Source organism: Nostoc sp. C057, assembly GCF_013393925.1.
Classification (GTDB): domain Bacteria; phylum Cyanobacteriota; class Cyanobacteriia; order Cyanobacteriales; family Nostocaceae; genus Nostoc; species Nostoc muscorum_A.
In genome coordinates this window covers 5230905-5243628 of sequence record NZ_CP040281.1, presented here as the reverse complement: position 1 = coordinate 5243628, position 12724 = coordinate 5230905, and the positions used below count along the sequence as shown (strand labels likewise).

Below are 12724 nucleotides of genomic sequence, written 5' to 3'. Positions count from 1 at the left end.
ATAATCCAATAAATTGCCCCTAAAACAATGTTTTTATTACATCAAATAATGATTCCTAAAAGTGCCAACAGAATTAACTGTTGAATTTTCCGGCAAGCGGCTAGTAGTCCACCACTGCAACTTTGGCTGCTACTTAGTAAGGACTTTGGTGCTTAAGACAAAGACTAAAGTCCTTACTACCAAATTGTTTACCTATTAAAGTTGGTGTGGTCAAATACTAGGCAGATTTATCAACTTAAGGGGTGCAAGGAGAAGCACCAGTAGTAGTGTTTACGCAAGTATTCACAACAGTTCTAGCCACTGTTTTGATGGTGTTGGGAAGAGGAGCATATCCTCGATTTATAGCTATCTGATCTGGAGTGGGGTTGGAGGAATTGGTAGCAGGAGGAACTGGTTGTGTTGAATTTGCTAAAGCCCAGTTAATGAAGGTTCTAATATGAGTTGCTATCAAATTGCCTGTGGTACTGTTTTGGTATACGTCATAAAACAGCGCATAAGTTGCTGCGGAAATGGGATAGGCAGTTGCAGCGTTTGGATCGGCTAAGTTATCAATTCTAATCAGCCTGTTAGCGGGAGCAGTACCATATTTCACAATGGTTCCAACACTCAAAGCGCCTTGAATTCCGGCTGTTGTAGGGCCAACGTATACATTTGCTTTGTTCTGTAAAAGTGCAGCAGGTAGACTTCTAGCTAAACGCGTAGCACTATCTACATAACCAATAGCACCATTATTGGCTGTGATGGCAGTGGCTACACCTCCACCTCCTGAAGCAGATAGGAAGGTGGTTGGCCAAACAACTGTATTGGCTGGTGGTGCTGGAGGTACAGTACCTGAAGTACTTATGCTACCCACTCCTTTATCCCATATATTAGCTGCTTGAATTGTTGAAGTCGCAGCAGTTTTACATACAGTATTGAGATGAGTGCTTAAAACAAAGGTACTACCACTATTGTCACTACGACGTACAACTTTGATGGGTAAGTTGACTGCAATGACTGCGCCGCCGTTATCTGTTCTAATTCTGGAATCATTCCAATTTGTGATGGTGCCTTTCAAAATACCACAGTAAGTATTTCGGGAAAGCTTCAGTCCTGCTGCTGGTATGCTAAGACCAGTACGGTTGTAAGATAGGGTGATTCCAACACCTACTACAGGCACTTGAATAGCCTTTCCGCTATTGGGCTTTCCAGTACCGGTGGTGACTGTTTGTTCTATTTGTGTTCCTGCTAAAGGGTCGTCAGTAGCTGCAAACGAGACTGGGGCTAGAATGGTAGGGCCAGGTGATGCTGGTGGTACGGTTTGATTGAAAAAAGCTGTTATGCCTGCGCCGCTACCAACCGAAGCATATCTGAATGTGTCGTTATTAACGACTGGACCATAAGTTCCAACTGGGCAATTGTTGGTGATTGCAGCTAAATCAGCATTGAGAGATGAAGGATTTCCAACACCGAAAACGTTAAACCATGAGCCTTTTGAACCAAAAGGACATGGATTTGTCTGTCCTGTACCTACAAATAAAGTATTTACAGTGCTTGCACCTAGACCATTTATGGAGGTTACTCCAGCTGGGGGAGGAGTGGTGGAAGTCTGAGCTAAAGATTTCTCATTAACAGATTGACCTATTACTAAACCAATGGTGATGGCGAGTATAGAAACTGAACTTGTCAAATTATTCAGGCGATCGCGATAGAAAACCATGTCAAGCTCCTTCAAGTTAATTTTTGGGTGTTAAACCCTAACAAATCCAAATCAAGTGTCAAACTGGCAATTATCAATAACTTTCTTTAAGGACAAAAAACTGACACTATAAAAATTATTGATAAATCAAAAGTTTGCACAAAGCATTTAAGAATGTAGAGAAAACCAAAAGCAAAACTGCAAATTTTTTGAGTGCATTTGACTATTGTTAATGCACCCAGTTACATAATGTTTTGCTAGTTCAAAACTCTATATTCCTAAAGTAAGTTTGTATAAAGAAACATTCAATGGCTTAGTATAAGGTAGTAGTTATTAGGTACTATGAATCATACCTAAATTAACATTCTCAGTCTCTTATACCCTGTTAAAAAGCCATGTTGAATTTTACCAACTTACTTGTTTGGGATGGCAACTTTATCTGAATTATGAAAATCACTTTCTTGAGTGCATATACACAGCAGTTTACACAAACTACCGCTAAGGTGCAAACGAAAGAAAGTCATAATTTCACGATTTTTTTGAAAATGCTATGGCTAATAGCTGTTGAAGTTTTGCCAACGAAATTAACAGTATAGTGTTAAGGTAAAGCTCAAATCATGATTACATTATGGAATGATTAAAAAACTTAAATGTGTTTTTGCAATTTGTCGGTGTTTTAAAAGCAGTTTTTTAGCGCTTTTTTATTAATCTGGCCAGAGTAAAATCTGAAATTTTTTCTTAAGGTTATGATTTTGCTTATTAAGCTCTTTTAGAGGGTTTAATATGTATTTAATAGAGTATATATATTTTAAAAATCAACCATAATATGTATCAACGAAAATGCGTTATTTCAGCATTTTATTAGTTGTGTAGGTATAGCCCAATCCAGGCATCGGAAAAAATAGCTGAAAAATCTAGCTATCATAGCCAATAAACCTATAAGTAGGTCGGCATAAAAATTTGTCGTTGGGAGAAGGCAGGAGGAAAGAAGGTTTCAGTCTACTTTATCTTTCTTCACATAGTTTGGTTTGATTGTGCCAACTTACTTAGTTGACAATCAACCAATTTGTAAGTGTTCAGAATATTTAGGCAAAATTGCAACGTCTCTACATCCAGATTCATACCTCTATCCGGCAACACTGCTCAACTTTACGGGAACCGTCTTGCCCAATAGAGGGACTAATCCAATTGCTAAATTATTCCAGGCAAGCAATGGAAATTTATATGAGCTGATCTTCAGAGGTGACACAAGTAGCCTTGGCATCACCAGGTTTTTACGCCTTAGCGAAGCTTAACCGTGTAGGTATCGCTTTAAAACAGCCCTGAGCGCTGGCTTTCTGTTATGCGTGTATGCTTACTCATAGAAATCCTAAATAAAACTCAGCGTTCAAAACTCCGTCTGGACAAGGAATTCAGATTTTACTCTAGCGATAGTGATTAAAGAGCGGTATGCTACCAAGCATTATCTCGCATTTCCAATGGATTCCCCAAACTCATAATTGATAGTATGGAAAAACTTTAAGAAGACTGTGGTAGTTCTGGTTAAAGGGACTTCTAAACAAAAAAATATCCAACTATTTATTGGGGGATGAGCAAGATGCCCGCCCTACAAGATTGGATAGTTTATTTATTGAAAATCCCAAAGGCTTCATAAAACCTAGTCTCTCAAGTCATGCCTACTTAATTAAATAATTATTAATGTTTTGTTAACTTAACTTAATATAGGTTTGTGTATAGTATAGGACTTTGCTAGCTATAACTTTATAATTTGAGGATAAATAAATGTTAGATCATGTAAAATTGTAATGCTTGTAAAATTTGAAACAACCAACACTCATAGTACACCATAGGAAAATTAGCAAATGTCTAGACAAAGTTCTCACAAGAGAAACTTTTTCAAAGCTTTAACTGGTAGCGCTGTCAAAGGATCTCATAAGTTAAGACTGGGACTGGAATCCAGTTTATTCATTCTGATTGAATCTATACCTTTTTTGATTGCTTGTGCTGTACTTGTAAGCGTTATCAGCCTAAAAAGTCCTATCCTGCTTTTTTGTTTACTAGTTGGTAGTTTAATTGCAGTCATTACCCAGCAAATTGGGCAGCAGTTTCATTTACCTAGGCGATCGCTAATATTATTGCAAATTCTAGCAGCAGCCTTCATCCTGAGTTTTTATTGGTTAGATTGTTTTGCTGGCACCGCACAAGCACAGTTTTTTGGAGAAGCTGAAAAGTTTTTCAAAAAAACCTTAAGTGATGGTTCAACAACAAATAGTGGTGGTAGCAACACAGCTGTAAGTTTGATATTTAATGTGTTGCGGGCGATTTACTTACTATATATTGCAATCTCCCTGGTTGGTGTGATCAACGCAGTGCGTAAAGATGAAGATTGGCAAAGCATTGCCAGAACTCCCCTATTAGTCGTTGTTGCTGTTACTATTGCTGATGTACTCACACGCTTTGTAATTGGCGATAGCAGTAAATAATTCAGATATTTCAAATGTCTCAAGAGCGGGAACAAGAATTTCGTCCAGTTAATCAGGTTCTGGGAAGCCAACCTTCTCTAGGGCCCATCCCTGCCGATCAAATTCTTCCTTGGACGGTGATTGCCTTAGCCTCCTACTTTATTATCAATGGAATTTTTGGGGGTCTTTTCCAAGAAGAGTTTCAAAAATGGTTGTGGACAGTACTAATGACTGGTTGGGGAATAGGAACCTGGTGGATTTTAACTGGTGGTAGGAGTTGGAGTTTTTTAAGTAAATTTATTGGCGTTCCCGCTTGGACAAGAGGCTTTGCTCGTTATCAAAGCTTACTGGAAGTTAACCATGAAGCAAAAAATCGGAAAACAAAGCGTCGGCATAGCCGGAAACGAAAGTAGATTAACACCATTTGAAGATGCCTTACACTTGGCGACAATGTTACGTGTCGCCTTGAATGGACGCGATATTGGCGCGTACCTTTTGACAAAAGGCACTCAAAAAGATCGGTTTTGCTTTGTTTTTGGTTTTGACTGTAAGGGAATTCATACTACTTTAAGACCCGAACAAATCGATACACTTTTTAATAACATTGAAGCTGGATTAAAAGATATCCCTAGCGGTGAAAGGATGACGCTGCATTTAGGGTCTTTTAGTTCTGACAAAGAACGCCAAAAAGAATTAGCAACACTAATCAGAAATGCGCCATCACGAGATATCAAATACTTGTTGATGGCAGAAAGAGCCAGAGTCAAAGAACTGACTATTTCTGGTGTTCGCAAGCCAAAATTTTTGCGGATTTATGTCACTTACACCATTGAATCTAACTCGCAACATGCAGATGATTGGATAGAGAAACTTTTAGTCAAAGCTGAATCGTGGTGGTTGAAATTCAAAGGTGAACTCTCAGAAGTAGAAAATCAGCGCATCGAAACCCTAATCACAAATGCTTACAAGCAGGGTTTTCTGCGCTGGGAACAGATTTTATCTAATCAAATGGGATTGGATATCAAACCTTTGACAGCAGATGAACTCTGGAAAGAGGTCTGGAAAAGGTTTAATGATACAGAGGCAATAGAGATTCCTCAGTTGATGACATTAGATGAACAAGGACTGCATGAGCAAGCTAATTCAGATTTAGCTAGTACTAAATTGCTGATAGACAATATCCACGGCACAACTTTGCTGATGGAATCTAGCGTACCTTGTGCCGATCGCCGTTGGGTTAATGTTAACAATCGTTATATTGGCGCACTGTCATTTCTCGAAAAACCAGGAGGTTGGCCAAATAAATCTTCCCAACTGCGATATTTATGGGAACTATTGGCCAGAGAAAGAGTTGTAGATACAGAGATTTTTTGTGAGTTGACTGCCGCAAATTCAGCAATGGTAAAAACGACTTTGCAACGAGTGCTGAAGCAGTCAAACATGACGACAATCATGGCTCAAGAAAAAAGTAAAACCATTGATGTCAACGCTCAATTGAAGTTGAAGAAATCGGTAGCGGCACAAGAACAATTATTTGAAGGTGCAGTTCCGATTTATACGAGTATCGCTATTTTGGTACATCGTCCAACTGTTGAAAAATTAGATGAGGCAACAAGGTATATTGAAAACTGTTTTCAACGTCCAGCAAGAGTAATTAGGGAAACTGAATATGCCTGGAAAATTTGGCTGCAAACTCTACCAATAGTTTGGGAAGGTTTATTAGCAACACCCTTTAACCGTCGTCAGCTATATTTAACCAGTGAAGTTCCCGGATTAATGCCTTTAGTTTTAACTAAACGGGGTGACAAAGAAGGCTTTGAATTGATTGCCGAAGAAGGTGGAACACCTGTACATTTAGATTTGTTTAATCAACACAAAAATTTAGCTTTGTTTGCGACAACTCGTGCTGGTAAATCTGTATTAGTATCAGGGATTTTAACTCAAGCTTTGGCGCATGGAATTCCTGTAGTGGCGTTAGATTTCCCTAAACCTGATGGCACATCAACTTTCACAGACTATACAGAGTTTATGGAGGGGAATGGAGCCTATTTTGATATCTCCAAACAATCAAATAACTTATTTGAACAGCCAGATTTGCGATCGCTAGAACCAGAACAACAGCGCGATCGCTTTAACGATTATACCGCCTTCCTAGAATCAGCTTTAATGACAATGGTTTTAGGATCGTCCACTGAAAGTCAAATTTTATCGCAAACAGTGCGATCGCTGCTCAACCTAGCTTTAGAAGCCTTCTTTACAGATGAGGGCATCAAAGAGCGATATCGACAGGCGATGATGGGAGGATTCGGCACTCTGGCTTGGCAGAAAACCCCTACGTTGAAAGATTTTCTTTATTTCTGCTCGCCAGAATACTTGCAGCTAGATTCTTTAAGTGGCAGAGTAGAAGACGCTCTGAGTCAAATTCAACTACGCTTGCGGTTTTGGCTCTCTAGTCGGGTGGGACAAGCTATTTCTGCACCATCTAGCTTTCCTACTGATGCACAACTGTTAGTTTTTGCTCTCAGAAACTTATCAGATAGTGAAGATGCAGCCGTACTATCTTTGAGTGCCTATTCAGCAGCATTGCGACGGGCATTAAGTAGCCCAGCTTCTATATTCTTTATTGACGAAGCACCAATTTTATTTGAATTCGAGCAAATCTCTGACTTAGTTGGCAGAATTTGTGCCAACGGTGCTAAAGCCGGTATCAGAGTCATCTTATCGGGACAAGATCCTGATACCATTGCCAAATCTAAAGCTGCATCTAAAATTTTGCAAAACTTGACAACGCGATTGATTGGAAGAATTCAACCAGTTGCAGTGGATAGTTTTGCAGATATCTTAAAATATCCCCGCAACATTATTTCTCGTAATGCTTCAGAAAGCTTTTTTCCCCGCAAAGAAGGTGTCTATAGCCAATGGCTATTAGATGATAACGGTATTTATACATTCTGTCGTTATTATCCAGGTTATGAACAATTGGCAGCAGTTGCTAATAACCCATCTGAACAAACTGCCCGGAGTAAAATGATGCAACTCCACAACAATAAATATGAAGCAATTTCTGCCTTTGCACGCCAGTTAGTGGCTACTTTACGTAGTAGTTAATCGTGGACTTTATCATGGACATCTCGGTCGCCCGTAAGCAAAGGCAGACAAGATATTCACCCAAAATATGTAGTTTCACATTTAACTTAGTTAGGGCGCTCATATTGCCCAACCCACAAGAATTTAATTTTGTTTCGCAACTTTCTTTCTTGTAACTTAAATCCTACTTACAGCAAACTTAATTGCATCTACCTTTTTGAGGTATAGAAATATGAGAAAAACTACCATTTTTACTTTGACATTGCTATCTTTGGCAATCCTACCAGCGATGGCACAAATTCAGACGGGCGCATTAGGCCAGGTTTGGACTGATTTTCAATCATATTCCACAGATTTGCAAAACTACCTTCAATATAATCTGAGCGACAACTTAAAGCCTGTAGAAGTACAGAGTCAAAATGCTCTGAGTAATGCCAGAGGAGAATTGAATATACCTAACCCTGTTATGGCTGGGCAAAGAGTTCGTGATAATTTGATTCTCTACTCTTCTAATTCCGACTCAAGAGCGGGTCGCTTTGAGAATAATTCAGCAGTGCGGGGAAATTTAGTTAGTAATGAACTTAATCGGGTAATTACCCGTGGAGTAGCGGTAGGGATTCTTGGTGAAAAGGGACAAATTCGGACAAAATCAAAGTTAGAAAATACAGAGAGAAGTCTGCAAGATATTGCCGGCTCAAACGATGCTGATAACCAAATTAATAGCTTTAAGAATAAATTAGAGAGTACTGGTATTGACACAGCTGCTAAACAAGTTATAAGTATTGCCGACAACTTACTAGGTCAGGGCTTATTAGCATTGTTAACTACCAACCAAGAAACCATTAAAATCCAACAGGAACAATCGAAAATCGTAGCTGAAACATTTGCTCAGACATTACAAAATAATCAGTCTTTGCAATACTCGAATTTAAACTTGGCAAATATTTCTCAGCAGTCAGAAGAAGCAAATCGCGCTCGGAGAGTGGAAACATCTACCGAAGCTGCGCGACTTTTGCGGGCGACTTCTCAACTAGATTTGTTTGGCAGAAAGCTTAATAATTGAAATTTAAAATTGAGAAATCTCAATTCTTCTGATTCTAGAAAATACATTTTTTAAAAGACAGTTAGTTAACTGAACATGCAACTTGCTATTCAACAAATATTTGCCCAAGTAGGCATTGATGAGATTCTTGATAATGGTGCTGCAACCTCTCAAAGTATTGCCGAAGGTTGGGATAAGCAATGGCTAGATTTATTACAAAATAACAGTAGTAATAACTTGTATGGAGCGCTGACAAATCTGGGTATTTTTTTTGCGGTAGGAACCCTGTTGTTTTTCATGATACAATTCCTCAAAGACTTACTATCCTATGAATATACTCGTCCCATATCAGCTTTAATTTGGCCTTTTATTGTGGTGATCCTCTTAAGTAATTCAGCCAATGGAAGTATTCTTTCTAATCTGACACTAGGAGTGCGGAATTTTCTGAACACTGTGAATCAGCAAGTCGTGGTATCAGCAGATGCAGACAAAATGTACCAGCAAGCACTGAATATGAGTGTTGCCGAAGAAGTAGCTGGTTCTTTGCTGCGTCCATGTCAATCACTGACTGGCGAACAACAAAGTCAATGCTTTGTCAAAGCTGCCGAAAAAGTTAACATTCTTTGGCAAAAATATAGAGATATATATGGGAATAAAAATTGGATAATTAGACTACAAACTAAGGTAGATAACATTAGATATGGCACTGGGATTGTATCAGAAACCTCATTTAATTCTTTATTAGGTTCTACAGTCCAAACGAGTATCAAAAACTTTTTAGTTTCGTTACAATATGCCTTTCAGAATTTGATAGAAGCTACGATGTTGCTGATAGCAGCTTTAGGCCCAATAGCTGTAGGTGGGTCTTTACTACCTGTCGCGGGCAAACCAATCTTCGCATGGCTGACTGGATTTTTATCTATTGGAATCGCCAAGATTTCATTCAATATTATTGCGGTGCTGACTGCCGCAGTTATTGTCAATGGGCCGGGTCAAGATGCTAATGTTGATCCAGATTTAATGTGGTTCATTATTTTTCTAGGAATTTTAGCACCACTTTTATCCTTACTTGTAGCTGCGGCTGGCGGTTTTGCAGTTTTCAGTGCTATTAGCAATACAGCTTCTTTAGTGAAGGAGAGGATATAAGCAACTCAAAATTTCTAAAGAAGAATATATTCTAAATAGTGGCTATTTTCCTGACTGCCGACTATACGCAAATCATCATATATAATGGCTGAAGTTTTTTGCAGGAGGAGATGAATAAATGGTGCGTCTACTAGAAAAAAGACAAAGAACGGGAAGTGTTTTGACAATTTTTGCGATCGCGTCCTTCAGTTTACATGTATTAGTTTTACTTTTATTCATATTTCAAGGGCTAAATATTCGCCAACTTAGTCTGAGAAAACCTCCCAACTTTGTGCAACTAATAGATGGTAAACCAGTAGGCAATATTGATGATTTAGCAAGAGAACCAGAAGCAATTCGCCGATTCATCAGCAAAACGATGATATCAATGTTTACCTGGTCGGGAACCTTACCACCACAAAATATCGAAGAAGTTGCAAATCCTAAAGCAGATTTAGGAATTCTAATTAGAACACCCCAAGGTAGTAGCCAAAAAATTAGTACTAGTACTTGGATAGCAAGTTTTGCCTTATCAGAAGACTTTCGCAAAGGTTTCTTAAGCACAGTTGCAGAAATGACCCCGCCAGAAGTTTTCTCGGAAAATCCTAACCAAGTTATGACATCACAATTAATTATTAAGCGAGTGTATCCACCAAAACAAATTGCACCAGGTAAGTGGCGAGTGGGGATGGTAGCCGACTTAATTCAAAAGAATCGAGTTGGTGGTGAAAAAATCGTCACTCCTTTTAACAAAGATTTACTTGTCCGTGCAGTAGATTATTTTGGTAATCCCCAAGCCAACAACGTCACAGACTTGCAAAAAGCAATTTATAGTGTCCGCACTGATAAACTAGAAATTTATGAAATTCGTAATTTATGTTTGCTAGATGGGTATAACAACCTTAACGAAGATAATTTAAAGCAATGCAGGGCTGGATAAACCTCTGATAGCTTTATAAAATAAGAGATTTTTAATTCACTGAGTCATAGTTAAATTTATATAATCAATTATTAATGCAATTACTTAAACCAGAAAATAAGAGAAATAGCCCATTACCACTCTTGGCAGTAGGAACATTTGGTTTACATGTATTAACCTTGCTTTTACTAATATTTCATGGGTCTATGTTACAACAGTTAAGTCGGCAACTTACACCTCAAAGTTTGGTACAACTTGTTGATGGTCGCACTATAACAGTAGACGCTCAACCAAATTTAGAGCGACAGCCAGAGACTATTCGGCGCTTTGTGGCTGAAACGATGAGCTTAATGCTTAACTGGTCACAACAACAGCCACCTACACAGGTTTGGGAAATTACTTCTCAACTGGTAGCTGATGATTTTAAACAAAAACTTAAATCAGAAATTACTAATTTAAATCCAGATAGTCAATTTGAAAATGTTAGTAGAGGAACTGAGAATGTATTAGTCATCCAAAAAATTTCTCAACCAACAGAAATCAGTAAGGGAAACTGGAAAGTAGAGATGTTTGCCAATCAATTAATTTTTAGCGGTTATGATAGGTTGGGAAAATCAGTTTCGTTTAATAAACAAATTTTAGTTAGAGCAATAGATGAACCAGCAACTTCACTACCAAATGCGCCACTACCGACGTACTTCGCAGCTTACCGCCTTGGTGAAGCCAGATTAGAAATTTATAATGTCTGTGAAATCCAAGATAAAAATTGTTCTGGAAATCCCAACCAAGCTTTACCATGACTCGATACTCAATTCCTGCCCAAACGCCTCCTCAAAATGGATTTGCTTTAACTACAGACGATCGCCAGCAAGATGTAGAATCTTTTGATTGGGAATCACGGATCTCAAAGTTGGTCGGCTTTGAAGAAGAATCTTTTTCTGGCAATCCTCAAGGATCGGAAGACTCTGCAATGCCGCAAGAGTCTCCTTATCAACCACAAGAAGTTCAGACTAAGCAACCCCTCTCATCTAACCCCTTTGCAAAATTAGGCTTGGTAGGGGCTGCTACTTTAGCGATCGTTTTGGTGGGTGGTGTGTTTTTATCCCAGTTGATGGGTACCAGCAATCAGAAGCCAAAAAATATTGTTTCCCCACCGATGCGTGAGCAACCAATTAATGAATCGACCTCTCAACAGCTAGCAGTCGAAGTAGATACTCTGAAAACGAAATTAGCCCTGACGGAACAAGCACAGTTGGTAAGAGCCGCCCAACAACAACTCAGAATTGCCAAATCAACGCCTAAAGTAGCCTTACGAGAACCATCAATTTCTTCTAGAGGTACACAGAAAGTGATCCCAACACCCCCACCAATAGCTTACGCACCTCGAACAGTGACAGTTGAGCGCATTGTTAAAGTACCTGCTTCTCAACTGCCATCACCCCAACTACCAGTTGTGAAGCCAAATACTCAACCCGTAGTTAATATCACTCCACCAGCTCCACCAAACCCATTTGAAGAGTGGACAAAATTATCAAAGTTAGGTAGCTATGGTCAAGTCAATGCCAACGATCAACCCAATAACACGGTAGCTGCTTCTGAACCTCCAAACAATCCACAGCCGCAGCAACAAACACCAAACCCAAATCCTGAGCAAACTCCACAACAGCAAACTGCTGCTCCTCTAGTCAGTCAAGCGCAACAGCAGGGACAAAAATCTGTAGCAGTAGGAAGTAGTGCTAAAGCTGTGTTGGCGACGGCAATATTTGGGGAAACTACCAAGTCAAGCGGTGGCGGCGGTGATACAGGTGAACAGAAAAACGTATTTGTGATCAGATTAAAAGAACCGCTAAAATCTACCGATGGTGCGATCGCTCTACCTGCAAATACCGAATTCCTAGCTGAAATTAGCTCCCTCTCCGAACAAGGTCTTTTGCAGATGAATGTAGTGAAAGTTGTCTCGCAAAATAACGGCAACCCGATAGAACGAAGCTTACCTAACAATGCAATTATTATTCGCGCTACCCAAGGTAAACCTTTAATTGCAAATAAATTTCCCAGTCAAGGCTCGTCCATAGCATCGATGGATTTAGGACTATTCGTTTTGGGAGGTATTGGGAAAGCAGCAGAGTTAATAAATCGTAGTGATACTGAACTGCAACCACTTACTTCACAAACTACCGTTGATGGCAACACCAGTAGCAGCACAACTCTTACTACTGTCACTAAAAACAGACGCGATATTGCAGCCGGGGTTGTGGAAGGTGGTTTGAACTCTGTAGTCCCCCAAATTGCCCAACGTAATCAACAGGCGATCGCCCAAATGTCCCAGCAAACGAATATTTGGTTTTTGCCAGCCGGTACAAATATTGAAATATACGTTAATCAAGTAACCCAGTTTTAAGAGGTAGGAT

9 protein-coding genes are annotated in these 12724 nt (G+C 39.3%); 8 read left to right on the top strand and 1 reads right to left on the bottom strand.

Annotated features, from left to right (window positions below):
• Positions 1 to 235: 235 nt before the first annotated feature.
• Positions 236 to 1699, bottom strand: a complete 1464-nt coding sequence (locus FD724_RS22430) for a substrate-binding domain-containing protein (protein ID WP_179074147.1) — start codon at positions 1697 to 1699, stop codon at positions 236 to 238.
• Between the two features lie 1841 nt (positions 1700 to 3540).
• On the opposite strand from FD724_RS22430, the gene FD724_RS22425 reads away from it, so the two are divergent.
• The 8 genes from FD724_RS22425 (at position 3541) to FD724_RS22390 (ending at position 12714) form a co-directional block, all read left to right on the top strand.
• Positions 3541 to 4161 carry a hypothetical protein gene (locus tag FD724_RS22425; protein WP_179074146.1) on the top strand — a complete coding sequence of 207 codons (621 nt, stop codon included), beginning with the start codon at positions 3541 to 3543 and terminating at the stop codon, positions 4159 to 4161.
• A 14-nt stretch (positions 4162 to 4175) separates the two neighbouring features.
• On the top strand, positions 4176 to 4553 hold the full coding sequence (locus FD724_RS22420; RefSeq protein WP_114082875.1) for a hypothetical protein: 378 nt from the start codon (positions 4176 to 4178) through the stop codon (positions 4551 to 4553).
• A complete protein-coding gene (locus FD724_RS22415; protein ID WP_179074145.1) occupies positions 4501 to 7248 on the top strand; it encodes a hypothetical protein in 2748 nt (915 codons plus the stop codon). Before FD724_RS22420 ends, FD724_RS22415 begins: the two co-directional genes overlap by 53 nt.
• 211 nt (positions 7249 to 7459) lie before the next feature.
• On the top strand, positions 7460 to 8290 hold the full coding sequence (locus FD724_RS22410) for a hypothetical protein (protein ID WP_179074144.1): 831 nt from the start codon (positions 7460 to 7462) through the stop codon (positions 8288 to 8290).
• Positions 8291 to 8365: 75 nt separating this feature from the next.
• A complete protein-coding gene (locus FD724_RS22405) occupies positions 8366 to 9415 on the top strand; it encodes a hypothetical protein (protein WP_163930188.1) in 1050 nt (349 codons plus the stop codon).
• Between the two features lie 118 nt (positions 9416 to 9533).
• Positions 9534 to 10334 carry a hypothetical protein gene (locus FD724_RS22400; protein WP_179074143.1) on the top strand — a complete coding sequence of 267 codons (801 nt, stop codon included), beginning with the start codon at positions 9534 to 9536 and terminating at the stop codon, positions 10332 to 10334.
• 74 nt (positions 10335 to 10408) lie between these two features.
• Complete coding sequence (locus FD724_RS22395; RefSeq protein ID WP_179074142.1) at positions 10409 to 11113, top strand: hypothetical protein; 705 nt, start codon at positions 10409 to 10411, stop codon at positions 11111 to 11113.
• Positions 11110 to 12714, top strand: a complete 1605-nt coding sequence (locus FD724_RS22390; protein ID WP_179074141.1) for a TrbI/VirB10 family protein — start codon at positions 11110 to 11112, stop codon at positions 12712 to 12714. Before FD724_RS22395 ends, FD724_RS22390 begins: the two co-directional genes overlap by 4 nt.
• The last annotated feature ends 10 nt before the right edge of the window (positions 12715 to 12724 follow it).